Raw genomic sequence first — 23,189 nt, forward strand, 5'->3', positions numbered from 1 at the left:
CCCGACCCGATGGGCCGAGCGGCAGCTCTGGTCTTCACGTGCCGGGGTGTCTACTCCAGTTCAGACGCCAGATCACGCTCGTAGAGCTCCTCCAGGGAGGACTGAACGGACTCCATCTCTTCGGCCACGTCCACGTCGTTGGTGAGGATCTCCTGCAGTGTCTGCGAGAGTTCCAGGTCACCGCCGGGGAGGAAGACCCGGGCGTTGTCCTGCGAGCGCGCCCGCTCCAGCTGCTCCACGGCGACCTGGAACTGCGGGGTCTCCTCGTAGACGGCGGACATGTCCGCGTCCTGCTGGACCGGCATGTACCCGGTGGCCTCGGAGAACATCGCAGTGTTCTCGGTGTTGGTCATGAAGCCGATGAACATGGCCGCGGCCAGCTGCTCCTCGGGCTCGGAGTCGGCGGAGATCATCAGACCTGCACCGCCGGTGGGGGTCTCGCCCTCGGCCTCGGGACCGCCCGGGAGGAAGGCCACGCCGACCTCGAAGTCGGCGGTGTCCAGGATGCCGCCGAGCGAGCCGGTGGACTGCACGATCTGGCTGGTCGCCCCGGAGCCGAAGTCATCGGCCGGGTCTCCGGAGGAGACCGAGGCCCAGTCGTCGGTGGCCTCCTGTGCGAACTCGATGGCTTCCACGGTCTGCTCGGAGGCGACCGGGGAGAAGTCCCATTCGTCAGACCAGGATCCGCCGTAGCCCCAGATCAGGTTCTGCATCCACCAGGCGGGGTACTCCTCCTGGGGCGGGAAGGAGAACGCAGAGCTCGCGGTCTCGGCCTCCATCAGCTGCTGGGAGACCTCACCGACCTCTTCCCAGGTCTCGGGGGGAGCGTCGATGCCGGCCTCTTCATAGTGATCGGCGTTGTAGTAGAAGATCGGGGTGGACCGGGCATACGGCACGCCGTAGTGGGAGTCCTCGTAGTTGTAGTCCTCATAGAGGGCCTCCACATAGCCGCCGGTGTCGACCTCTGCAGCCTCCAGCACCTCATCGACCGCCATCAGCGAGTCATTGAGGTAGTTGGGGAACCAGGTCGCGTCCGAGAGGACGACGACGTCGGGGGTCGCGCCGGTGCCCTGGGAGGTCTGGAACCCCTGGGAGGTCTCCTCATAGGTGGCCCCGGAGTTCTCCAGGGTGACCGAGATCCCGGACTCCTCCTCGAAGGCAGCGATCAGCTCCTCCTCCTGATCCACCGACCCGCCAGGGTGGTTGGACCAGAAGACGATCTCCTCGGCCGGTTCCACCTCGGCCCAGTCCACGCCCTCGCCGGCCTCTTCTTCCTCACCTGAGGTGTCGGGGCCGCAGGCGCTCAGCGCCAAGACCGCGATGCTGAGGGCTGCCACGCCCGTCGTCGTCCTGCTGTTGATCTTTTTCATCAGTGGATGCTCCTTGTGGTGCGGTGAATGATGCGGAGTCGATAAAGGGGGGTCTGAGGGGCACGCCACGGGCCGACGGGGTGCTTCGGGGCTGGGGTCATTTCACGGAGCCCTGTGTCAGTCCGGCGACGATGTACTTCTGCAGCGCGGCGAAGATGATGAGCATCGGGGCGATCACGATGACCGCGCCGGCCATCAGGATCCCGTAGCTGCCCGCCTGGGTCTCCACCGACTGCAGCAGGTTCAGGCCCACCGGCAGGGTCATCTTCTCGGCGCTGCCGGTGATGACCAGCGGCCACAGGAAGCTGTTCCACTCGTTGACCACGGTGACCAGCCCCACGGTGGCGATAGCCGGGATGGAGACCGGTGCCGCGATCTGGAAGAGCTTGCGGAAGTGCCCCGCGCCGTCGAGCTCGGCGGCCTCGAACATCTCCTTGGGCAGGGCCATGAAGTGCTGACGCAGCAGGAACGTGCCGAAGGCGGTGCCCAGTCCGGGCAGGATGATCCCCCAGAGGGTGTCGCGGCCGCCGAGGCCGGTGATGGTGAGGTAGTTCGGCAACATCGAGACCTCGGGCGGGACCATCAGGGCGACCAGGATGCCCAGGAAGATGAAGTTGCGTCCGGGCACCTTGATGAAGACCAGCGCGTAGGCGGTGGTCACGGCCAGCAGGACCTTGATGCTGGAGCCCACCACCGTGACGTAGATGCTGTTGCCGAACATGGTCAGCAGCGGTACTCGATCCACCACATTGCCGAAGTTGTCCACGGTGGGGTCCTGCGGAAGCAGCGTGGGGTTCAGCGTGACGATCTCGCTCGGCGGCTTGAAGCTGGAGGAGACCATCCAGGCCAGCGGCAGCACGATCACGATCAGTGCCACGAAGATCGGCAGGTATCCGGTGAGGATGGTGTCGGCGAGGTTCTGTCGGCTGAAGGCGTCCAGCCAGCCGCCGCGACGCATCTGCTTGCGCTCGGCCTTGGACAGCTTCTGCTTCTTCGGGTCCCTCTGTTCCGGGGCGATGCCGCGGCGCTGTGCCTCGTCCTTGGGGGTTCGCGATCGGGTCAGGCTCATGAGTAGTGCACCTTCCGCTCGACGAAGCGCAGCTGGACAGCGGTGATGAAGAACAGGGTGAAGAAGAGCACCACGGCGATGGCCGCGGAGTAGCCGGCTCGCTGATAGGCGCCGAAGGACTGCAGGTAGATCTCAAAGATGATGGTGTTGGTGCCATGGCCGGTCGGGGTCATGGTGCGCAGGATGTCGAAGGCATTGGTCATCGAGAAGAGGATGTTGGTGACCAGCAGGAAGAACACCGTGGGGGTCAGCAGCGGCAGGGTGACCGAGACGAAGCGGCGGATCGGACCGGCCCGGTCGATGGTCGCGGCCTCGATCAGGTCCTTCGGGATGGACTGCAGCCCGGCGAGGAAGACCACCGCGCAGTAGCCCAGGTTCTTCCAGACGTAGACGATGATCACCATGAACAGCGACCAGTCCTCGTTGAGGTACCACTCCGGGGAGCTGATCCCGAAGAACCCCAGGATGTGGGAGAGCCCGCCGCGGGTCGGGTCGAAGATGAAGTTCCAGACCATCGCCACCCCGACCCCGGAGAGCACATAGGGGGAGAACACGGCGGTGCGGGCCGCGGTCTTGCCGGGGATCTTCTTGTTCAGCACCAGCGCGATCAACAGCCCCAGGATCATGGATCCCAGCACCGCGCCGGCGGTGAAGATGGCCGTGACCCGCCAGACCTCCAGCCCGGAGTCGGAGGTGAAGAAGGCGGCGTAGTTCTCCAGCCCGATCTGGGTGGCGGTGGATGAGCCCAGCCGCCAGTCCAGGGTGGAGTAGTACATGTTGGAGAACAGCGGGTAGTAGATGAACGCGAGGATCAGCAGGATGTTCGGCCCTGCAAAGAGCAGAAACAGGGACCAGTTCTTCGATTGCCGTCGTCGGTGCGCGCGAACCCGCGACCGTTCCTGCTCAGTCTGCACAGCAGAGCTCATCCAGCTTCCTTCCAGTCTTTACTGACCTCATGTTAGCCACGCCACTGAAGTCAGGGATGACAGCACGTGAACTCCGCATGAACCCGCCCCGATTGAGAGACAGGTCACAGAGGCACAGTGTATGTCTTGGCCGCCGGAATCAGATCGCTAGGCTGGTGGCTGGGCCTGATTGTTGCGGTCCGCGCGGATGGTCTGCGCGGCTGGTCGGCGCGGCCCCGACCCCGGACGCATTCCTGAGATATGAGGAGCGGTGATGATCGACGTGGTGCTGCTCGGCGTCTTCGCAGTGCTGCTCGCCAACTACGTCCTGGCTCTGGTCGTGTTCGCCCGCCGCGGCCTGGCGGGGAACTGGCTGCTGGTGGTCCTGCTCACCGGCACCACCGGTGCCGCGCTGGCTGCGGTGCTCGCCGCTCTCTCCGAGGACGGTTCCCGGTACCTGGATGTGACGCTGGTGCTCACCGGTACGGCTGCCGTGGCGGCCGCGGTGCGCGCCGGACTGCCCCGGCGCATCCCGCCCGCCGGCGCGGAGGCGACGGCATGAGCCAGCTGCCCGCGCTGCTGGGGCTGACGCTGATCCTCGCTGGCGCCTTCTTCTTCACCGTGGGCACTCTGGGGCTGATCCGCTTCCCCGATCTGCGAAGCCGACTGCATGCCCTCACCAAGGCCGACAATCTGGGCCTGGGCCTGGTGCTCGCCGGGGTCGCGCTGCTGTTGGGCAGCTGGACCGGTGCCGCGGTGTTGGCGCTGGCCTGGGTGTTGGCCCTGGCTGCGGCATCGATCTCGGCGCATGTGCTGGGCGGACTGGACGCCGCCGAGCATTCCCCCGAGCGCCAGGAGGACCCGGGGACACGACCGACCCGAGACTCCTCAGACACTCCGGAGACTCTCTCGTGACCGGCGGGGTGCCGGCGGCCGACCTGGTGCTCGGCGTGGGGCTGCTCGCCTCGGTGCTGTGCACGGTGCTTCCCCCTTCCCGGTTGGCGCAGTCCATGGGCCTGCTCGGCCTGGGCGTGCTGACCACGTTGGCGTGGCTGCGGCTGGGCAGCGTGGATGTGGCACTGGCGGAGGCCGGGATCGGCGGCGGAATCCTCGCCGCACTCCTGGTCTGGGTCTCCGTGCGCTCCCCCGCCCAGCCCTCCCCCGATGCCGGCTCCGCCCCGCGGTGGCCGTGGCTGCGACCAGCGGTGGGCACGCTCAGCGCGGTGACCCTGATCCTGATCACCGCGGCCGTCTGGCTGCGCGCCGAAGCCTCGCTGCCCGCCTGGGATGCCGCAGTGACCGCCGCCATGGAGCGCACGGGCGTGGAACATGAGATCACCGGGGTGCTGCTGGTCTTCAGGTTCTATGACACCTTGCTGGAATCTGCGGTGCTGATGCTCACCGCCGTCGCGGTGCTCGCCCTGGGACGCGATGATCTCGGGCCTCGCGCCGGGCTCTCCGCCGCGCTGGGTGCTCAGCCCATGATCCCGGCGAGTCTGCACTGGTTGATCCGGGTGTTCGCCCCGGTTTTGTTCCTGGCCGGGCTGTGGCTGCTCTTCGCCGGCAGCACCGACTCCGGCGGCGCATTCCAGTCCGGGGCGGTGCTCTGCGCGGTCCTGATCCTGCTGCGCAGCGCCCATGTGCCGCTGGAGAAGCTCACGCTGCGCTGGCTGCGCCCGGCGCTGGTGGCCGGCGTCCTCACCTTCATCCTCGCCGCCCTGGCACATCTGAGCGCGCCCTTCTCCTTCCCGGTGCTGCTGGGCATCGAGATCCTGCTGACCCTGGGGATCGCGGCCGGGCTCTACGCCATCTATCTGTGCCTGGAGAATCCGATGCAGCGCGAGGTCAGCGCATGATGCTCGATTCCTCCGCCGGGGCCCTGGGTGCGTCCGTCGAGGCTGGCCTCCTCGGGCTCGAGCTGACCCAGGTGCAGTGGTATCTGCTCCTGGGCACCGCGGTGGCCGTGATCGGGATGGTGCGGATGCTGCTCACCCGGGATCTGGTCGCCCGGCTGATCGCGCTCAACGTGACCGGGATCGGGTCCCTGATGATCATCCTCGCCCTGGCCGCGCGCTCGGCGGAATCCGCCGACGCCGCCGGCTCAGGGCCCGGGATCGACCCGGTGCTCTCGGCACTGGTGATCACCGGGCTGGTGATCACGGTGGCCTTCACCGGGCTGGGTGCGGTGCTGATCCGCCGGATCGAAGGCTTCCAGGCCAGCGGGCGCCGCGACGACGCCGAGTCCGGCGGCACCGCGCAGGACCCGGAGGCCGAGCAGTGAACGCCCCGATGAGCCTGACCCTGTTCTGCCTGGGTGCCGTGGTGCTGATTCCGCTGCTGGCCAGCGCGCTGAGCGTGCTGCTGGGCTCGGCGGCCCGCCGGGTCCTGGGCGTTCTCACCTCGGCGGCGGTGCTCGGTCTGAGCACCCCGATCCTGGTCCGGGTCACCTCCGGGGAGACGCTGGAGCTCGCCCTGGGCGGCTTCGAGTCTCCGCTGGGGATCACGCTGCGCGCCGACGGGCTCTCGGCCCTGTTCCTGGCGATGACCGCGATCATCGGCGCCGTGGTCAGCTGCTACGCCGCCGCGCGTCCCGCCGCCACCGGCAAGCGGCTGGCCGCTCAGGCCGTGGAGCCCGCGGGGGCGACCGGCGGAGATCACCGGGGGGCCCTGCCCCAGGAGTCTCCCGCCGCCTGGAAGTCCGGCCACGCCGGGTTCTGGCCGCTGTGGCTGGGCTGCTGGTCAGGGCTCAACGCGGTCTTCGTCTCCGGGGACATGTTCAACACCTATGTCGGCCTGGAGCTCGTGGGGCTCACCGCCGTGGCCCTGGTGGCCCTGGGCGGCCGCGAGGCCTGGGCCGCGGCGCTGCGCTACCTCTTCATCGCGGTGCTGGGCTCGCTGCTGTTCCTGATCGGGGTCGCACTGATCTACTCGGTGACAGGCACCCTGGACATCATCGACTCAGGTAAGGCCATCTCCGAACTCGCCGCGCAGGGCGAGGCCGACCTCGCCGCCGTCGTGCTGGCGCTGTGCCTGATCAGTCTCGGGCTCGCGCTGAAGGTGGCGCTGGTGCCGCTGCACCGATGGCTGATTCCGGCACACTCCTCGGCGCCCAGCGCGGTCTCCCCGCTGCTCTCCGCGCTGGTCATCAAGGCCGCGCTGTTCGTGCTGCTGCGCGCCTGGCTGTGGGTCGCCGGTCCGTTGCCGGAGCTTCAGATCCTGGCCTGGGTGCTCGCCGGGATGGGCACCGCCGCGATCCTGCTGGGTTCGGTGATGGCGCTGCGGCAGAGCCGTCTCAAGCCGCTGATCGCCTATTCCACCGTGGCCCAGGTCGGGTACTGGTTCCTGCTGCTGCCGCTGCTGCTGGACCCGGAGACCAACGCGCTGGAGGGCCAGCCCGGCACCGCTTTGGAGGACGGCGCCGTGCTGGCGGGGGCGCTGAGCGGGACCGTGGCGCTCGCGCTGGGCCATGGGCTGGCCAAGGCCAGCCTGTTCCTCTCCGCCGGGCATCTGAAGGACCTCTACGGCACCGATGAGATCGCGGAGCTGCGCGGGGCCGGCCGAGCGCACCCGATGCTGGTGATGAGCATGGGGCTCAGCGCCGTGGGCCTGATCGGGCTGCCGCTCTCGCTGGGCTTCTCCGGCAAGTGGCTGCTGGCCACCTCCGCCGTCGCCGCTGGACACTATTGGATCCTGGTGGTGCTGGTGGTCGGGACGCTGTTCAGCGCCGCCTACCTGCTCAAGGCCGTGGCCCCGCTGCTGGTGATGAGCGAGGACGACCAGACCGCGCTGAGCCTGCCGCAGGCAAAGACCCACTCCGACCCTTCGGACAAGACCCTGACCGGGAAGGCACAGCTGGCGCCCTTCGTGCTGGGCCTGCTCACCGTGCTCACCGGCTTCCTCGGCGTCTGGCTCACCGGAGTCCTGGAGGTGGGCGCCCCGTGGTGACCTGGCTGGAACAGATTCCCGGAGAGCTCCTCCCCGCGATCCCGCTGGTGATGGTGCTGCTCTCGCTGACCGCCGCCGTCGCGATCTTCCCGCTGCCCGAGAACAGCGTGAAGCTGCGCGCCGGAATCAACCTCACCGCCGCGGTGGCCAAGGTGCTGCTGATCATCGCCCTGGTCCCGGCGGTGGTGGCCGACGGCGCCCGACCCGAGTTCTCCGCCCCTTTCCTCCCTGGCATCGATCTGGTGCTGCGAGTGGACCCGCTGGCCCTGTTCTTCGCCGGGCTCTCCTCGCTGCTGTGGCTGCTGACCACCATCTACGCGCTGGGGTACCTGCGCGGAGCCGAGAACAAGAGCCGCTTCTTCGGGTTCTTCAGCCTCTGCGTCACCGCCACCGTGGGCATCTCCTTCTCCGGAAACCTGATCACGTTTCTGGTGTTCTACGAGCTGCTCACCGTGGTGACCTATCCGCTGGTGGCACACTGGGGCACCCCGGCGTCGCTGCGGGCGGCCCGGATCTACCTGCGCTATGCCCTGGGCGGCGGCCTCGCGGTGCTCATCGGCGTGGTCTGGCTGACCATGTACGTGGGTCCGGTGGACTTCGCCGAGGGCGGCGCCGAGGGTGTCACGGAGCTGGTCGCGTCGAACCCGGTCCCCGCGCTGCTGATCTTCGCGCTGCTGGTGGGCGGGCTCGGGGTCAAGGCTGCGCTGTTCCCGCTGCATGGCTGGCTGCCCCTGGCCATGGTGGCCCCGGCCCCGGTCTCGGCGCTGCTGCACGCCGTCGCGGTGGTCAAAGCTGGAGTGTTCGGTATCGTGCGGGTGCTCCACGACGTCTTCGGGGTCGAGGCCGCCGCGCAGCTCGGGGTGCTGACGCCGCTGCTGATCCTCGCGGCCTTCACCATCCTCTACGGCTCGTATCAGGCGCTGCGCCAGCAGGAGATCAAGAAGCGACTCGCCTATTCCACGATCTCCCAGGTCAGCTACGTGGTGCTCGGGGTGGCGATGGTCAATGTGCTCGCCACCACCGGCGGCATCGTGCACCTGGTGCACCAGGGGATCATGAAGGTGACGCTGTTCTTCTGCGCGGGACTCTTCGCCGAGGTGATCCGCGCCCATACGGTGAGCCAGCTCCGCGGGGCGGGCCGGCGGATGCCGCTGACCTCGGCGGCGTTCACGGTGGGCGCCTTCGGCATGATCGGGCTTCCGCCGACTGCTGGGTTCATCTCCAAATGGCAGCTGGGCACCGGGGCGCTCGCCTCGGAACACCCCTGGGTGCTGTGGGTGCTGATGGGATCCTCGCTGCTCAACGCCGCCTACTTCCTGCCCGTGGTCTATGCGCTGTGGTTCGCCGACCCGCAGGACGTGGACCCGGAGACGCTGGTCGGCGGCGAGGCCGGCTCCGAGGCCGCTGATCCGCTGCGGGTGCGAGAGCCCAAGAGCCTGTTGGTCCCGGCGCTGATCACCGCCGGGCTCACCTTGCTCGTCGGGATCGCCGCATCCCTGGCCTTCGCTCCGCTGCAGGTGGCCCGGTTCATCGCCGAGGGGGTGCTGGGCTGATGCTGATCGCGCTCTCGCTGCTGACCCCGCTGGCGCTCGTGTTCGCGCTCGGCCTGGCCGGGCTGCTGCGTCCGCTCAGGAAGTTCACGGTTCGACGCCGGCTGACCCTGTTCGCCCCCGTGGCCGTGGTTCCGGCGGTGCTGCTGGCGCTGCTGGGGAATCCCGGCTCCGCCACGGCAGCGCTGGAGGTGCCGTGGATGCTGTTCGGCGCGCACTTCGCCGTGGACCTCTATGCCAGACCGCTGTTGCTGATCGCCGCGCTGCTCTACGGGGCCGCACTGCTGGCGATCAGCTGGATCAAGCTGCGCGACACCGAGCGTGGCTCGGGCGCGCTCTCGGCCTTCCTGCTGCTCAGCTTCACCGGCAACATCGGCACCTATCTCGCCGCCGACGCCGCGAGCTTCTATCTGGGCTTCGCGCTGATGAGCTTCTCCGCGGCCGGCCTGGTGATCCATTACCGGACTCCGGCCGCTCGGCGCGCCACCCGGGTCTACCTGGTGATGTCGGTGCTCTCGGAGACCGCGATCCTGGCCGCGCTGATCCTGGTGGCCTCCGGCGGCGGCTTCCTGCTCACCGATGCTGCGGAGGCGGCAGGCACCGCGCACACCGGCCTGATCCAGGGTCTGTTGTTCTTCGGGTTCGGGGTCAAGGCCGGGACCGTTCCGCTGCATGTCTGGCTGCCGCTGGCCCATCCGGCCGCGCCGCCGGCAGCCTCGGCGGTGCTCTCCGGGGCGATGGTCAAGGCCGGACTGGTCGGCTGGCTGCGCTTCCTGCCCGAAGGGGAGACCGCAGGAGCGGTGCTGCTGACCCTGGCGCTGATCGGTGCCTTCGCCGCCGTTCTGGTCGGGGTGGTGCAGCACGATCCCAAGGTGATCCTGGCCTACTCGACCATCTCGCAGATGGGGTTCATCACCGCGCTGGTCGCGGTGGGGCTGCTGGTTCCGGAGCTGCGCGGCGCGGCCTCGGCGGCGGCGGTCATCTATGCGGTCCACCATGGCCTCGCCAAGGGGGCGCTGTTCCTGGGCGTCCCGGTGGTCAAGCACTACGCCCGGGGCCGGACCGGGATCCTGGTGCTGCTCGGGATGCTCGGCGCAGGCCTGGCGGTGGCGGGAGCTCCGCTGACCTCCGGGGCGTTCGGCAAGTACGTGTCCAAAGAGGCCGTGAGCGGGATCGAGGTCCTCGGGGTGGGACTGGATCAGCTCCTGCCGCTGGTGGCCACCGGCTCCACGCTGCTGCTGCTGCGCTTCGCCGCGGTGATCTCCTCGACCGAGCGTGACCCGCGTCGGCGGGCCGACGGCGAGCTCGTCTCCTGGCTGGGGGTCTGCGCCGCCGGGATCGTGGTGCCCTGGGTGATCGGCGCCCGATGGATCACCGAGCCGGTGCAGGCCGAGGGCGTCGCGGTGCCCAGCTGGGATCCGGGCACCCTGTGGGATGCGACCTGGCCGATCCTGCTCGGGATCATCCTCGCGGCGATGGTCTGGGTCGCGGCCCGCCGCGGACTGCTTCCGACGCGCCTGACCACCCAGGAGACGCCCGTGGTGGCGCCCGGTGACCTGTTGTTGGCGGAGGAGTCGCTGCTGCGCCGGGTCGGATCGGGCGGAGGCGCGGCGCTGGATGCCGCGCACGGATTCACCGGCTCCGCCGCCGGACGTTGGAACGATCTCTCCTCCGCCGCCGCGCAGCGGGGACGCCGAGGAGTCTCTTGGGCAGAGGCCCGTCTGGGCGGCTGGGAGTCCACCGGCCTGGTCCTTGTGGTGCTGCTGACCGGGGTCGTCCTGGCCACGATGCTTCTTCTCGGGGGGAACTCATGAGCAGCTGGATTCTGTCCGGGGTGCTGCGCGCCACGGTGCTGGGACTGCTCTGGTGGGCGCTCTCCGGCGCCGGCGCGGACTACCTGATCTACGGGCTGACCTCGGTGGCGCTGGCCACGATGATGAGCCTTGCGCTGCTGCCGCCCGCCGCGCGGACCTCCTCGCGGCGATGGCCACGCCAGGTGGGGTCCTGGGTCGTGCTGCTGGGCTGGTTTCTGGGCCAGTCGGTGCGCGGCGGCCTCGACGTGGCCCGCAGGGTGCTCGCGAATCCGGTGGACATCGACCCCGAGGTGGTGGTGGCTCCGTTCGAACTGGAACCCGGCCATGCCCGCCAGCTCGCGCTGGCGATGATGAATCTGATGCCCGGGTCCATGGTGCAGCAAGTGGTCAGCGCCGAGGGTGAGCCGGCGGACAACACCGCCGCGGGGCCGGTGCGGCCACCTGCCGCGGTGCAGCTGCACACGCTCTCTGTGCAGCTGGACCCGGCGGAGCAGTGGGCTCGGCTGCAGCGCCGGGTCGGTGCCGCGTTCAGGGTGTGATGAGTCCGGTGGCAGAGAACGTCGGGACAGAGGACGCAGGTTCAGAGTCGTCGAGGGCGTTCTGATCTGCAGCTGTTGGACGTCTCGGGACCTCGGGCAGCCTCGAGTGGATCAAGGATCAGGGCAGCGACAGTGGAGGAAGCCTGAGCATGGCACGCCGCGGGAATCTCATCAGCGGGCTGCTCTTCCTCGCGCCCATCGGCATCGTCCTCTCCGCCATCCCGCAGGCGCCGGACTACACCGCAGCCATCCGCTGGGTGCTTGCCTCAGTGGAGATCGGCGCTGCCCTGGTGCTGGCGCTGCTCCGCGCCAAAGCGCTCGGGGGCCGCGGCGCCAGACACGTTACCCTAATCGATGCGGAGTAGATCCTTGTGGCTTACTAGGCGTTGCGGGCTTGCGGACACTCCCCGAGATTCTTGGGTTGTCACGTGGCGGGTCTGGTGGCGGCCTTCATTCCACGGAAAGATGAGAGTCATGGCAGCGCCGAAGAAGTACCCCGACGAACTACGTGAACGAGTGACCAGGATGGCCGTCGAGTCGCGCCGAGACCCCTCCATGAAACCAAAGCCGTAGCGAGGGTGGCCTAGCAGCTCGGACTGAATCCTGGGACTTCGCGGAACTGGGTCAGGCTGGCCGAAGTCGACGGGGGTCACTGGCCCGGGACCACCACCGATGAAGCCGAGCGGGCGACTGAGCTGGATCGAGAAGTCCGGGAATTGCGCCGAGCCGACTCAATTCTGCGCTCCGCGTCAGCTTTTTGCGGCGGGGCTCGAACGCACACACCAGATAGTGGCCTACATCGACGCCCACCGGGGAGACTTCGGATTCGAGCCGATCGGCCAGGTCTTCACCAGACCCGGCATCAAGATCGCCCCGAGCACCAATTACGCGCCGAAGACCCGCCCACCCTCAGTCCGATCGATCAGCGGCGCAGCGCTGACCGAGGCCATCACCCAGGTCCACACGGAGAACTATTGGGTCTGCGGAATCAACAAGGTCCATGCCGAGCTGCACCGACAGGGCCACCGGGTGGCCCGATGCACGGTGCTCCGCCTCATGAGAGCCGCGAGTCTACGCGGGAGCAATCGGACCGACACCTCTCACACGACGGTGCCAAGCATGGGCCCGGAGTACCGTCCAGATCTGGTGCCGAGGTCCCTCCCCGCTGCTGCTCCTGATCAGCTCGGGTTGCGGATACCACCTACTGTCGGACCTTCTCCAGGTGGGCCTTCGCCGCATTCATCATCGCAGTGTTCTCCCGCCGGGTGGTGGGCTGGCAGCTCTCGACTTCGCCGCACTGACCTGGGTTGGACGCTCTGGAGATGGGTCTGTGGCCCCGTGCCCAGGAGGACCGATGGACCAGCGGGCTGGTCCATCACAGCGACAAGGGAATCCAATATGTCGCCATGCGCTACACCCAGCGTTTGGCCTAGACCAGCGCGGTGTCCTGAGTAGGTTCGACCGAGGATGCCTACGACGATGCTCTGGCAGAGGCGTCAGCTCCCTGTTCAATGCCGAACTGGTCCGCAACAAAGGGCCCTGGAAATCGCGACGGCTGAATACGTGGCCTGGTTCAACCACCGACGTCTGCACGGAGAGGCGGACTGGCGCCTCCGGTGGAGTTCGAAGAGCATTATTACCATCAACACACCGCTCCGGCACCCGCCGAAGCGGCATTATGGAGCCTCCACTACACCCAGCATGAGACAAACGCCCATCTCGCTCAACAACCTGCCTGGTTCGGTGACGGTGGCCTACGAGGTCAAGCTGACGCGCCTGATGCGTGTTCCAGTTCCTTTTCGTGAGACTCGGAACGAATCCCGAACGCTTCACAGGTCGGAGCGTGGTTGGGCTGCCCCAGATACGAGCTCGTCAATGGCCGAAGCGGACAACCGGTCTTCTCCCACCATCAGCGCCGCTCCGCGGATTCCCGCGTCTTGCCCACCCCTAGCGGGAACGATATTAAGATGCTGGGTTGCCAATGGAATCGCACGTCTGTAAACGACTTCCCGTATGCCAGCAATGAGCTCCTCCACCGAAATACCCATCACGCCCCCAATAACCACAGTCGTTGGGTTAAGGACACTGACGCAGATGGACACAATTTCGCCTATAGAACGCCCGGCCGCTCGCGCGGCCTCAATCGCCTCAGCATCGCCGATTCGAATGCGGTCGATAACTTGCTGCGTGGTCAGTGGTGTCACCCCGTCTGGAGACAGCATGGCACCAATAGCTGGTCCACTTGCCATGGTTTCTAGATCTATTTCCCCCACACCATGAGGGACCTGAACGTGGCCGATGTCTCCGGCGGAGCCCTGAGCCCCACGTTGCAAGACCCCCCCTGCAATCACCCCGGCTCCGATGCCCGTGGCCACTTTGATGAACAATAGATCGTCCACGGAGGGCCATACAGCGGCTTTTTCCCCCAGTGCCAGTATGTTGACATCGTTGTCAACCAAAACCGGTTGCGAGAATTCCTGTGTCATGAACTTCGGAATGTCGAAACCGTCCCACCCCGGCATGATGGGCGGCCTTATAGGCATCCCGGTCGAATGTTGCACCGGCCCAGGTACACCAACGCCAATTCCCAACACTTCCTCGTTACTTCGGCCGTGCTCGTCTAGAAGACTGTTCGCGGTATCTAACACCCATGTCAAAACGGGTTCCGGGCCACGGGATATCTCCAGAGCCTTTCGTCGATGAGCCAGAATTTCCCCATTGAGATCGGTCAGACCAACTGCACCGTGTGTTGCCCCCAGATCCACCCCTATAACTACCCGCGAAGCCGCGTTGAAGGCAACACGGGAGGGAGGGCGCCCTCCCGACGACGCACCGTCGCTGGTCGGAACGAGAAGCCGAGCTTCCAAGAGGGAATTGAGGCGTTCGGAGACTGAAGTTCTCGCCAATCCAGTTTCCCGCATAAGTTCAGCGCGAGTACGAGCCCGTCCGTCACGCAACATCTGGAAGAGCTCTCCTGGCCCGTAGTGCACGGGGATCGAGCGAGATCGAGACGTAAGTGCACGACTTTCTGGGGACATGTCAGTTTTTTATCCAAACTCAGCACAAATGTCGAGGACCGACACGCTTTTGACGATCATCCGACGGAAGTGCTAAGTTTCACCAACAGTAGTCTGTGACTGGAATCACTTACCGCATCGTGGAGGAACAACATGAGATTCGCCTATGTAGCAAACGCTTGGGGCGGGGTTGTAGGGACCCCCGGCGCCGTGACCGATATGTCATCAGGCTTCTACCTCACTCCCGGTGAGCTCGAACCAACGTTGGAGCGTGTGGCCGAGGCCGGCTTCGAAGGAATAGAAGTCTTTGACGGGAATCTCATGTCTTACGCAGGCAAGCCTGCCCAGTTGCATACATCCTTGAGCAACACTGGACTCGAACTAGTAGCGGTGTATTCCGGAGGTCACTTCATCTATCCGGATGCCCACGAGGACGAATCCCACCGTTTCCGGCGCTCCATAGCGCTGGCTGCTGAGCTAGGCGCCAGGCATTACGTATTCGGTGGCGGCGCGATTCGCGCTCAAGGGCGTAGGGATGAGGACTACCGCGTGATGGCCGACCTCCTCGACAAGTCGGCTGAGGAGGCCAGCGTTGCCGGCTTGATCCCGAGCTATCATCCCCATCTGGGCAGCCTCGCCGAGAGCACAGAGCACATCGATGCGCTGTTCAGCGAATCCAAGATCGGTCTCTGCGCCGATATTGCACACCTGGCCGGGGGAGGAAGTAACCCCAGCGAAATGATCCAGCGATACCAAGACCGACTGACCTACGTGCACCTGAAAGACATTGACTTCGAGACCAAAGAGTTCCAACCCCTGGGAGAGGGAGACCTCGATCTGGCGACCGTCCTCCAGGCCGTAGTCGACGCGAATTACTCAGACTGGATCACCGTAGAACTCGACGGGTACTCAGGAGACCCAAATGCTGCAGCTCGACGGAACCTCGACTATCTGAATAAGAGTCTTCTCATGGCGACACCTAATTAGGGCCATCTCTCCAACCAGAAAAGAGACAGTCATGCTAGAACACACGAAGAAAATCCTCGGGCTGACCGCAGTTGTGGGCATCCTCGGCACATCAGCATGCTCCCCCGCCAACGAGCGCGAAGATGTCGAACTCGATTCCGACCTGGTCGCGGAGATCGATGCTGCGCTGGAGGAAATTACTGGAGAGGTCCTCAGCGAAGGCCCAAACGGTGAGGAGGCCTCTCCTGCCTCCGAAGTGGAGCTGACGTCAGATCAGGAGGCGGAAGTTGCGGACATGGGACTAACTGCTGCCATCGTCATGCACTACGGAGGCAACGATTGGGGCAATGCCCAGATCGCGGGCCTCACCGCGGAGTTCGAACGGCTCGGCATCGACGTGATTGCTACGACTGACGCCGACTTCAGCCCCTCGACTCAGGTCTCAGACATCGAAACGGTCCTACAACAGGAACCGGACATCATCGTTTCAATCCCAACAGATGAAGTTGCCACCGCAGGTGCATATCGCCAGGCTGCTGAGCAGGGCGTCACCCTGGTTTTCATGGACAACGTTCCTGAGGGATTCACCGCCGGTGATGAGTACGCTTCTGTGGTGTCCTCAGACAACTACGGCAACGGTGTCACCTCGGCGTACTTGCTGGCCCGGGAGCTCGGAGGTTCAGGTGAAATCGGTGTCATCTACCACGAAGCCGACTTCTTCGTAACCCAGCAACGCTATGACGGTTTTATGACGACCCTTGAAAATGAATTCCCGGACATCGAAGTGGTTCAGGAACAGGGCATTGCGGGACCAGACTTCGCCGGTGACGCTCAGGCTGTCGCCAATGCAATGCTCACCCAGAACGCAGACCTCGCGGGCATATGGGCAGTCTGGGACGTCCCTGCCGAAGGCGTCATGGCGGCTGCTCGGGAGACGGGCCGTACCGATATTAAGATCGCCACCCAGGACCTTGGGACCAATGTCGCGATCGCACTAGCCAGTGACGAGATGGTGGTCGGGCTGGGGGCGCAGCTTCCCTTCGATCAAGGTGTGGCTGAGGCACGGCTCGGTGCACTGAGCCTGCTGGGTGAAGAAGTCCCGCCCTATGTTGCCGTGAGTGCACTCCCGGTCGACCACGACAATGTCCTCGAAGCCTGGGAGCAGGTATACAACGAAACTCCCCCGGCTTCAGTCGAAGACGCCTACGCGGACTGATCGTCTAACTCGAGACACACACGCAACCGCAATTGGAGTCCCAGTTGTGGTGCAACTGACAAGATTCTGGAGACGCTTCATGCGAGATATCAATATTGCCCTAATCGGTGGAGGGTTCATGGGCAAGGCCCACTCCATGGCCTACGCAACCATGCCGATGTTCTTCTGGCCTGCACCCGCGCGCCCGGTTAAAAAACTCATCGTAGACGTGACCGACGAGCTGGCGCACACAGCAGCGGAGCGCTACGCCTGGGAGAGTCACACCACCAACTGGGAAGCGGCCATAAACGATCCGGAGATCGACCTGATCGACATTGCCACTCCGAACAACATGCACGCTGAGATCGCCATCGCCGCGGCTGAAGCGGGCAAGCATGTGATCTGCGAGAAACCTCTCGCACCGACGGCCAAAGAGGCCAGAGAGATGTTGGAAGCGGTCGAGAAGGCAGGGGTGGTCAATGCGGTAGCCTTCAACTACCGACGCACTCCCGCCGTCGCACTCGCCAAGCGATACATCGATGAAGGTGCTATCGGAGAGATTCTCAACTTTCGCGGAACCTACCTCCAGGACTGGAGCGCTGATCCAGACTCCCCTCTAAGCTGGCGCTTTCAAAAGAAGATCGCCGGGTCCGGTGCGGTTGGAGACATCGGATCCCACGTGGTGGACCTGGCGCGGTACTTGGTGGGGGAGATTGAAGAAGTTACCTCCGTTGTCTCGAACTTCATCAAAGATCGACCTCTTCAGACGTCCGGGTTCGACGCCTTGGGCGCTGGCGAAGCGGGAAGGGGTCCGCGTGGCGCCGTGGACGTCGATGACGAGGCTATGACTTTACTTCGCTTCAGAGACGGAGCTGTCGGTTCCATGGAAGCAACCCGGAACGCCTGGGGTCGAAACAACTTCATTACTTTTGAAATTCACGGCACCGAAGGATCCTTGTATTTCAACTACGAGAAGCGCGACGAGCTACAGGTTGCCTTCAAGAACGAACCAGCTGACCGCCGGGGGTTTCGGACTGTCTATACAGGTCCCAACACGCCTTACGGCGAGGCCCTTTGGCCCATCCCAGCCCTTGGTATCGGGTACGGGGAGACAAAAATTATCGAAGCTTACGAGCTGATGAGGGCCATCACAGGTGAAGCACCGATCCGTCCTGACTTCTCGGATGGATACCAGACTGCTCTCGTGGATGAGGCGATTCTTGCCTCGGGCGCGAGCGGCCAGTGGCAGAACGTTCCTCTCTACGAACGTCAGAATCTCACATGAGTGACATTATGACTCCTCCTGCCGTGCGGATGCGCAGCATCGTCAAGAAATTCGGTCCGGTAGAGGTACTCAAGTCAGTAAATTTCGAGATTCGTCATGGCGAGGTACATGCGCTAGCAGGAGAGAACGGCGCCGGTAAATCCACCCTGATGAAGGTACTCCAAGGTGTCCACCAAATCACCGACGGTGAGATAGAGGTCGGCGGGGAGTTGGCGATGATCCGGGATACCCAAGATGCCGAGAATTACGGAATCGGCATGGTGTTTCAAGAATTTAGCCTGGTGCCGTCAATGACCGTGGCGCAGAATATCTTCCTGAATCGGGAGCTCCGCGGAAAGTTCGGGTTTGTCAGTGATCGTCTTGCTGAGAAGGAAGCTGAACGGATCTTTCAACGCATGGGCGTCAGCGTGGACCCGAGTGCTGAGGTCAGGAACCTGGGAACCGGGTACTGGCAATTAGTCGAGATCGCCAAAGCGCTGGCCAAGAACGCCAAGGTTCTAGTGATGGACGAACCCACTGCCAGCCTGGCCAAGCACGAGGTCGATCACCTATTTGCTTTAATCGAAACCTTGACTGCTCAGGGTATCGCAATCGTGTACATCTCCCATCGAATGGATGAAATCCGCCGAGTAGCGGACCGCATCACGGTATTGCGAGATGGACGGGTCGCAATGGTTGAGAAGGTGTCGGAAGTGGATTCCGCACAAATTATCGAAGCCATCATCGGACGTGGTCTAGGAAGTCAGCTCGTCTACCAAGATCGGGAACGCGACTACGATGCGCCCATTCTATTGCAGGTGGACCACCTCTCCAGTGGGAGTGGCCTCAGTGACGTGAGCCTAGAAACCCGCGCTGGCGAGATCGTGGGGTTAGCGGGCCTTATGGGAAGCGGGCGAACCGAACTAGCCCGTGTACTCGGGGGAATCGACCGAAGCACTAGCGGAACGGTACGCATCTCCGGCCGCGAGGTGGGTTTCAGCAATCCTAGCCAGGCTCATAAAGAGGGGGTTGCGTTGATACCTGAAGACCGGAGAGAACAAGGATTAGTGCTGCAGCATTCGGTGACAGATAATCTGACGCTGCCGATGATGCACGAACTCATGAGCGGCCCGCTCCTCAGCCCGCGAAAGACTCGCCGAATGACAGACCAGCTAGTGCACGACTACGAAATCAAAGTCAGCGACGTCGACGCACCGATCAGTCAGCTCTCCGGCGGGAACCAGCAGAAGGTTGTCATCGCCAAGTGGATGAACACAAAGCCGCGGGTTCTCGTCATGGACGAACCGACCTCCGGAGTCGACATCGGGACCAAGACGGAGATTCTAGAGATGGTCCGAACATATGCCGGCGAAGGCAACGCCGTCATATTTATATCTTCCGAGCTGCCCGAACTGCTGGCGGTTTCGGACAGAGTTGTCATCCTGCGGGACGGTCAGACCTTCCGAACCCTCGAGCGGTCCGAGATCGAGGGCGAAGAGCAGCTCCAGCTCATTATCCAAGGAGAAGCAGCATGAGTACCCAGAGCGCAGAGAGGGAATCATCCGCTCTCCACAAGTTTCTTTCCCGCCTCGACTGGCGGAGCAACATCATCTATATCGCGTTCATCATCGTCTTCATTCTGTTCGCTGTCACGCTAGGCGACAACGGTTTCCTCAGCGTGGGAAACACCCTCAATATCATCCGTCAGACTGCCACCATTTCAGTGATGGCAGTGGCGATGACCTTCGTGATCGCCAACGCTCAAATCGACCTCAGCGTCGGTTCTGTGGCCGGACTATCTTCCGTAGTCACCGCCATGACAATAATGAACTACGGTCTCATTCCCGGCATTCTCGCGGGTCTACTGGCCGGTGCGATCATCGGTGCTATCAACGGCGGCCTAGTCGCCGTGCTGAGAATCCCATCCTTTCTCGTGACACTGGGCATGCTCGGACTAGCAGCAGGGTTGGCACAGTGGATAACGAACTCCGCACCGCAACCGATCACCAACCAGACTTACGTGCTGCTCTTCGGTGGCGGCGACTTTGGGCCGATACCCGGGCTTTTCATATGGACCTGCATGGCGGTCGGGATCGGCTGGATCGTGATGAATCGGACTCGGTATGGACGACAAGTCCAGGCCACTGGCGGAAACAGAACGGCAGCCGAGTACACCGGTATCCGAACAGCGAGGACTACCTTCTCCGTTCTCCTCATCTCCGGCATCGCGGCGGGCCTGGCCGGAATGTTGTACGCCGGGCGGCTTCAGTCGGGGCGCTTCCAATGGGGTCAGGGAGATGAACTGACTGTGATTGCCGCCGTCATTCTTGGAGGAACGAGTCTCTTCGGGGGTCGTGGCGCAATAATCGGAACCCTCTTCGGATCACTCTTTATGGGGCTCATCAACAACGGTCTGATCCTGGCCGGTCTCGAGAGCTCCCAGCAGCAAGTGGTCCGCGGTGCCATCATTATTGCGGCAGTAGCACTGTCCAGAAAGAAGTGAGGATGAACACTCTAGGTAGTGGGACCACCGGCATTGGATACATGAGGCAGTTCCATACCCATGGCGATCGAGTCTTGGGAGGGCGTGTCCAGGCTATTGCCGGGCGCGCCTCCCGACACAGGCGTTCGGTAGCCGGGGAACTCCAACCCCGCCAAGTCATGGACTCGTCCGAGCTAATCCTGAGCACACCATGATGGCTGAAGGAGAGAAGCCACGTCTGGGCGTGGCCATGATCGGACACGCCTTCATGGGCCGGGTCCACTCGCAGGCCTGGCGGTCCGCCGCACGGTACTTCGACCTTCCGATGGAACCGCGGATGCGTGTCCTGGTCGGTCGCGACGCGCAACGGAGCAAACAGGCCGCTCAGCGGCTGGGCTGGGTCGAATCCGCCACCGACTGGCGTCGGGTGCTCGAGCGCAAGGATGTGGATCTGATCGACATCTGCACCCCGGGTGATACCCACGCGGAGATCGCCGAAGCGGCGCTGGCGGCGGGCAAGCACGTGCTGGTGGAGAAGCCGATGGCCAACTCGGTGCCCGAGGCGCAGCGGATGAACGACGCCGCCCATCGAGCAAGAGCCCACGGTATCCACGCCATGGTCGGCTTCACCTACCGGCGAGTGCCAGCGCTGAAGCTGGCCAGGGAGCTGATCGCTGAAGGCCGGATCGGCGAAGTGCGCCAGGTGCGGGCCCAGTACCTGCAGGACTGGCTCGGTGATGAGTCCGCCCCGCTGTCCTGGCGGTTGGACAAGACCCGCGCCGGCTCAGGGGCGTTGGGAGACATCGGGGCCCATATCGTGGACCTGACCTGTTTCCTCACCGGTGAGCGCTTCGCCGGGGTCTCCGGGATGCTCGACACCATCGTCGCGGAACGCCCGTTGGCTGCTGCAGTGGGTGTCGCCGCAGGTGGGATCGGCGGCAGCGAGGGTGAACTCGGCGGTGGGTTGGGCAGCCCGGCGGAGGCCTCCGGAACCGTCGGGCGGGGCCCGGTCACAGTGGACGATGCCGCCCTGGTCACCGCCCGGCTCAGCTCGGGGGCCCCGGTGATCCTGGAAGCATCTCGGTTCGCCTGGGGTCGCAAGAACGCGCTGCGGATCGAGGTTTCCGGATCTCGGGGCGCGGTCAGCTTCGACTTCGAGGACATGAATGTCCTGCACTACTACGATGCGACCCAGCCAGCGAGGACCGCCGGGTTCACCCGGATCCTCGCCACGGAACCGGAGCACCCCTATCTCGAGGCCTGGTGGCCACCCGGCCACGGGCTGGGCTACGAGCATGGATTCACCCACCAGGTGGTGGATCTGGTGCGCGGGATCGCCGCCGGGGAGGATCCGCGGCCCTCGTTCGAGGACGGCCTCCACGTGCAGCGGGTGCTGGAGGCGATCGAGCGCTCCAGCGGCGCCGCGCATCAATGGACCGAGATCCACGATCAGGAACGGAGATGAAGACCATGGCACGACCAGTCACGCTGTTCACCGGGCAATGGGCGGACCTGCCCTTCGAGGAGGTCGCCCGGCTTGCGGGGGAATGGGGCTATGACGGCCTGGAGATCGCCTGCTGGGGGGATCATCTCGACCCGCGACGAGCGGCCGAGGACGATGCCTATGTGAAGAATCGCTTGGACATCTTGGAGAAGAACGGGCTGCAGGTCTTCACCATCGCCAATCACCTTCGCGGCCAGGCTGTCTGCGACGACCCGATCGACGCGCGGCATCGCGACATCCTGCCCGATCACATCTGGGGCGACGGGGATCCCGAGGGGGTGCGTCAGCGGGCGGCCGAGGAGATGAAGTTCACCGCGCGGGCCGCGGCCCGGCTGGGGGTCAAGACGGTGACCGGGTTCACCGGGTCCGCCATCTGGAAGTACGTGGCGATGTTCCCTCCGGTCTCCGAGGAGCTGGTCGAGGCGGGCTACCGGGATTTCGCCGACCGATGGAACCCGATCCTCGACGTCTTCGATGAGGTGGGGGTCCGGTTCGCCCACGAGGTCCACCCTTCGGAGATCGCCTATGACTACTGGACGACCCAGCGGGCGCTGGAGGCCATCGGGCACCGGCAGGCGTTCGGCCTGAACTGGGATCCCTCCCATATGGTCTGGCAGGACCTGGATTCGGTGGCGTTCCTCTGGGACTACCAGGACCGGATCTATCACGTGCACTGCAAGGATACGAAGAAGCGGCTCAATGGGCGCAACGGCCGACTGTCCTCGCATCTGGCCTGGGCTGATCCGCGGCGCGGCTGGGACTTCATCTCCACCGGCCGCGGGGACGTGCCCTGGGAGGATGCCTTCCGGATGCTCAACGCGATCGGTTATACCGGTCCGCTCTCGGTGGAGTGGGAGGACGCCGGCATGGACCGGCTGATCGGGGCGCCCCAGGCCCTGGAGTTTGTTCGGGCCAATGCGTTTGAACCCTCGGACGCCGCCTTCGATGCGGCGTTCTCCTCCCCGTCCTGAAACTGGCCTGAGGCGTGGAGCAGGACACGCAGCGGGGCCCGATCCTGACACCTGGCGCCTTGCATCCGTCAGGTTTCAGGATCGGGCCCGCTCGCGTTCTGGGCCTGGTTCAGGTCCGGGGACCGCCTACTCGCTGGATTCAGAGCGCTGGTGCCTGATGATCAGCAGCGCAGCACCGCCCAGGAGCAGGAGCGCACTGAGCCCGACCAGCACGCCGGTCAGTCCGCTCGGTCCGGTGGCGGGGAGATCCGAGCGGCCGGCGGCCGATTCGGCATCGTCGGCATCTGCTCCGGTCGGGGCCGCAGACTCGGTGGAATCCTCGTCTGAGGCGTCAGGTCCCGTGGGGGAATCAGAATCTGTGACGGAATCTGGCCCGCCGGGAGACTCGGTGGGCGTTGCCGAGGGTGAGTCTGATTCGTTCGGCGTTGGAGTCGTGGTCGGGGAGGGTGATTCAGACTCGGGCGGCGTTGGAGTCGTGGTCGGCGAGGGCGATTCAGACTCGGTTGGCGTTGGAGTCGTGGTCGGCGAAGGCGACTCCGACTCAGTATCCGCCGGAGGAGCAGTCGGGGACTCAGTATCCGCCGGAGGAGCAGTCGGG

22 protein-coding genes are annotated in these 23,189 nt (G+C 64.7%); 18 read left to right on the top strand and 4 right to left on the bottom strand.

Annotated elements, in window-relative coordinates; translation table 11 throughout:
- Nucleotides 1-50 precede the first annotated feature (50 nt).
- From I2487_RS07715 to I2487_RS07725, 3 genes are all read right to left on the bottom strand, one after another.
- Nucleotides 51-1,370 carry an ABC transporter substrate-binding protein gene (locus I2487_RS07715; protein ID WP_207171204.1) on the bottom strand — a complete coding sequence of 440 codons (1,320 nt, stop codon included), beginning with the start codon at nt 1,368-1,370 and terminating at the stop codon, nt 51-53.
- 97 nt (nt 1,371-1,467) lie between these two features.
- Entirely contained in the window at nt 1,468-2,328 is an 861-nt protein-coding gene (locus I2487_RS07720) for a carbohydrate ABC transporter permease (RefSeq protein WP_207171507.1), read from the bottom strand.
- A 107-nt stretch (nt 2,329-2,435) separates the two neighbouring features.
- Nucleotides 2,436-3,365: a carbohydrate ABC transporter permease gene (locus I2487_RS07725; RefSeq protein ID WP_207171203.1), complete on the bottom strand. Its 930-nt coding sequence runs from the start codon at nt 3,363-3,365 to the stop codon at nt 2,436-2,438.
- 250 nt (nt 3,366-3,615) lie between these two features.
- Here I2487_RS07725 and I2487_RS07730 point away from each other — a divergent pair, with 250 nt between their 5' ends.
- From I2487_RS07730 to I2487_RS15850, 10 genes are all read left to right on the top strand, one after another.
- On the top strand, nt 3,616-3,906 hold the full coding sequence (locus tag I2487_RS07730) for a hypothetical protein (protein ID WP_207173026.1): 291 nt from the start codon (nt 3,616-3,618) through the stop codon (nt 3,904-3,906).
- Complete coding sequence (locus tag I2487_RS07735; RefSeq protein WP_207171201.1) at nt 3,903-4,259, top strand: monovalent cation/H(+) antiporter subunit G; 357 nt, start codon at nt 3,903-3,905, stop codon at nt 4,257-4,259. The genes I2487_RS07730 and I2487_RS07735 overlap by 4 nt, the downstream gene beginning before the upstream one ends.
- Nucleotides 4,256-5,200 carry a hydrogenase subunit MbhD domain-containing protein gene (locus I2487_RS07740; RefSeq protein WP_207171200.1) on the top strand — a complete coding sequence of 315 codons (945 nt, stop codon included), beginning with the start codon at nt 4,256-4,258 and terminating at the stop codon, nt 5,198-5,200. Before I2487_RS07735 ends, I2487_RS07740 begins: the two co-directional genes overlap by 4 nt.
- The gene (locus tag I2487_RS07745; protein ID WP_255546026.1) at nt 5,197-5,625 is read left to right on the top strand and encodes an NADH-quinone oxidoreductase subunit K; all 429 of its coding nucleotides are present in this window, start codon (nt 5,197-5,199) and stop codon (nt 5,623-5,625) included. The genes I2487_RS07740 and I2487_RS07745 overlap by 4 nt, the downstream gene beginning before the upstream one ends.
- 8 nt (nt 5,626-5,633) lie before the next feature.
- A complete protein-coding gene (locus I2487_RS07750) occupies nt 5,634-7,289 on the top strand; it encodes a complex I subunit 5 family protein (protein WP_207171199.1) in 1,656 nt (551 codons plus the stop codon).
- A complete protein-coding gene (locus tag I2487_RS07755; RefSeq protein ID WP_345941360.1) occupies nt 7,283-8,842 on the top strand; it encodes a complex I subunit 5 family protein in 1,560 nt (519 codons plus the stop codon). Before I2487_RS07750 ends, I2487_RS07755 begins: the two co-directional genes overlap by 7 nt.
- Entirely contained in the window at nt 8,842-10,653 is a 1,812-nt protein-coding gene (locus tag I2487_RS07760) for a complex I subunit 5 family protein (RefSeq protein ID WP_207171198.1), read from the top strand. The genes I2487_RS07755 and I2487_RS07760 overlap by 1 nt, the downstream gene beginning before the upstream one ends.
- On the top strand, nt 10,650-11,192 hold the full coding sequence (locus tag I2487_RS07765) for a Na+/H+ antiporter subunit E (RefSeq protein WP_207171197.1): 543 nt from the start codon (nt 10,650-10,652) through the stop codon (nt 11,190-11,192). Before I2487_RS07760 ends, I2487_RS07765 begins: the two co-directional genes overlap by 4 nt.
- Nucleotides 11,193-11,341: 149 nt before the next feature.
- Nucleotides 11,342-11,557 (top strand): hypothetical protein, encoded by a 216-nt coding sequence (locus I2487_RS07770; protein ID WP_207171196.1) that lies wholly within the window; start codon nt 11,342-11,344, stop codon nt 11,555-11,557.
- A 307-nt stretch (nt 11,558-11,864) separates the two neighbouring features.
- Nucleotides 11,865-12,647, top strand: a complete 783-nt coding sequence (locus I2487_RS15850) for an IS3 family transposase (RefSeq protein WP_518523707.1) — start codon at nt 11,865-11,867, stop codon at nt 12,645-12,647.
- Nucleotides 12,648-13,021: 374 nt separating this feature from the next.
- Here the strand turns inward: I2487_RS15850 and I2487_RS07780 are convergent, their stop codons facing one another.
- On the bottom strand, nt 13,022-14,230 hold the full coding sequence (locus tag I2487_RS07780) for an ROK family protein (protein ID WP_207171194.1): 1,209 nt from the start codon (nt 14,228-14,230) through the stop codon (nt 13,022-13,024).
- A 132-nt stretch (nt 14,231-14,362) separates the two neighbouring features.
- On the opposite strand from I2487_RS07780, the gene I2487_RS07785 reads away from it, so the two are divergent.
- The 8 genes from I2487_RS07785 to I2487_RS07820 all read left to right on the top strand — a co-directional run bounded on the left by I2487_RS07785 (nt 14,363) and on the right by I2487_RS07820 (nt 22,918).
- On the top strand, nt 14,363-15,196 hold the full coding sequence (locus I2487_RS07785) for a sugar phosphate isomerase/epimerase family protein (RefSeq protein WP_207171193.1): 834 nt from the start codon (nt 14,363-14,365) through the stop codon (nt 15,194-15,196).
- Nucleotides 15,197-15,227: 31 nt separating this feature from the next.
- Nucleotides 15,228-16,391 (top strand): substrate-binding domain-containing protein, encoded by a 1,164-nt coding sequence (locus I2487_RS07790; RefSeq protein ID WP_207171192.1) that lies wholly within the window; start codon nt 15,228-15,230, stop codon nt 16,389-16,391.
- 79 nt (nt 16,392-16,470) lie between these two features.
- Nucleotides 16,471-17,655 carry a levoglucosan dehydrogenase gene (locus I2487_RS07795; RefSeq protein ID WP_207171191.1) on the top strand — a complete coding sequence of 395 codons (1,185 nt, stop codon included), beginning with the start codon at nt 16,471-16,473 and terminating at the stop codon, nt 17,653-17,655.
- Nucleotides 17,652-19,169 carry a sugar ABC transporter ATP-binding protein gene (locus tag I2487_RS07800; protein ID WP_255546027.1) on the top strand — a complete coding sequence of 506 codons (1,518 nt, stop codon included), beginning with the start codon at nt 17,652-17,654 and terminating at the stop codon, nt 19,167-19,169. Before I2487_RS07795 ends, I2487_RS07800 begins: the two co-directional genes overlap by 4 nt.
- A complete protein-coding gene (locus tag I2487_RS07805; protein WP_207171190.1) occupies nt 19,166-20,137 on the top strand; it encodes an ABC transporter permease in 972 nt (323 codons plus the stop codon). The genes I2487_RS07800 and I2487_RS07805 overlap by 4 nt, the downstream gene beginning before the upstream one ends.
- Nucleotides 20,138-20,330: 193 nt before the next feature.
- Nucleotides 20,331-21,581, top strand: coding sequence for a Gfo/Idh/MocA family protein (locus tag I2487_RS07810; protein ID WP_207171498.1), 1,251 nt, complete (start codon nt 20,331-20,333; stop codon nt 21,579-21,581).
- 5 nt (nt 21,582-21,586) lie between these two features.
- Nucleotides 21,587-22,591 (top strand): sugar phosphate isomerase/epimerase family protein, encoded by a 1,005-nt coding sequence (locus I2487_RS07815; RefSeq protein ID WP_207171189.1) that lies wholly within the window; start codon nt 21,587-21,589, stop codon nt 22,589-22,591.
- 150 nt (nt 22,592-22,741) lie between these two features.
- Entirely contained in the window at nt 22,742-22,918 is a 177-nt protein-coding gene (locus I2487_RS07820; RefSeq protein WP_207173027.1) for a hypothetical protein, read from the top strand.
- Nucleotides 22,919-23,189 lie beyond the last annotated feature (271 nt).

The sequence above is a fragment of the Nesterenkonia sp. E16_10 genome, from assembly GCF_017347085.1.
Taxonomy (GTDB): Bacteria; Actinomycetota; Actinomycetes; order Actinomycetales; family Micrococcaceae; genus Nesterenkonia.

Bases quoted from the DNA above. Each gene is read 5' to 3' on its own strand.
- I2487_RS15850 (WP_518523707.1), top strand. From the start codon at position 11,865: ATGAAGCCGAGCGGGCGACTGAGCTGGATCGAGAAGTCCGGGAATTGC.
- I2487_RS07765 (WP_207171197.1), top strand. From the start codon at position 10,650: ATGAGCAGCTGGATTCTGTCCGGGGTGCTGCGCGCCACGGTGCTGGGA.
- I2487_RS07815 (WP_207171189.1), top strand. From the start codon at position 21,587: ATGGCACGACCAGTCACGCTGTTCACCGGGCAATGGGCGGACCTGCCC.
- I2487_RS07745 (WP_255546026.1), top strand. From the start codon at position 5,197: ATGATGCTCGATTCCTCCGCCGGGGCCCTGGGTGCGTCCGTCGAGGCT.
- I2487_RS07760 (WP_207171198.1), top strand. From the start codon at position 8,842: ATGCTGATCGCGCTCTCGCTGCTGACCCCGCTGGCGCTCGTGTTCGCG.
- I2487_RS07770 (WP_207171196.1), top strand. From the start codon at position 11,342: ATGGCACGCCGCGGGAATCTCATCAGCGGGCTGCTCTTCCTCGCGCCC.
- I2487_RS07790 (WP_207171192.1), top strand. From the start codon at position 15,228: ATGCTAGAACACACGAAGAAAATCCTCGGGCTGACCGCAGTTGTGGGC.
- I2487_RS07785 (WP_207171193.1), top strand. From the start codon at position 14,363: ATGAGATTCGCCTATGTAGCAAACGCTTGGGGCGGGGTTGTAGGGACC.
- I2487_RS07810 (WP_207171498.1), top strand. From the start codon at position 20,331: ATGGCTGAAGGAGAGAAGCCACGTCTGGGCGTGGCCATGATCGGACAC.
- I2487_RS07725 (WP_207171203.1), bottom strand. From the start codon at position 3,365: ATGAGCTCTGCTGTGCAGACTGAGCAGGAACGGTCGCGGGTTCGCGCG.
- I2487_RS07735 (WP_207171201.1), top strand. From the start codon at position 3,903: ATGAGCCAGCTGCCCGCGCTGCTGGGGCTGACGCTGATCCTCGCTGGC.
- I2487_RS07805 (WP_207171190.1), top strand. From the start codon at position 19,166: ATGAGTACCCAGAGCGCAGAGAGGGAATCATCCGCTCTCCACAAGTTT.
- I2487_RS07780 (WP_207171194.1), bottom strand. From the start codon at position 14,230: ATGTCCCCAGAAAGTCGTGCACTTACGTCTCGATCTCGCTCGATCCCC.
- I2487_RS07795 (WP_207171191.1), top strand. From the start codon at position 16,471: ATGCGAGATATCAATATTGCCCTAATCGGTGGAGGGTTCATGGGCAAG.
- I2487_RS07750 (WP_207171199.1), top strand. From the start codon at position 5,634: ATGAGCCTGACCCTGTTCTGCCTGGGTGCCGTGGTGCTGATTCCGCTG.
- I2487_RS07720 (WP_207171507.1), bottom strand. From the start codon at position 2,328: ATGCGTCGCGGCGGCTGGCTGGACGCCTTCAGCCGACAGAACCTCGCC.
- I2487_RS07800 (WP_255546027.1), top strand. From the start codon at position 17,652: ATGAGTGACATTATGACTCCTCCTGCCGTGCGGATGCGCAGCATCGTC.
- I2487_RS07715 (WP_207171204.1), bottom strand. From the start codon at position 1,370: ATGAAAAAGATCAACAGCAGGACGACGACGGGCGTGGCAGCCCTCAGC.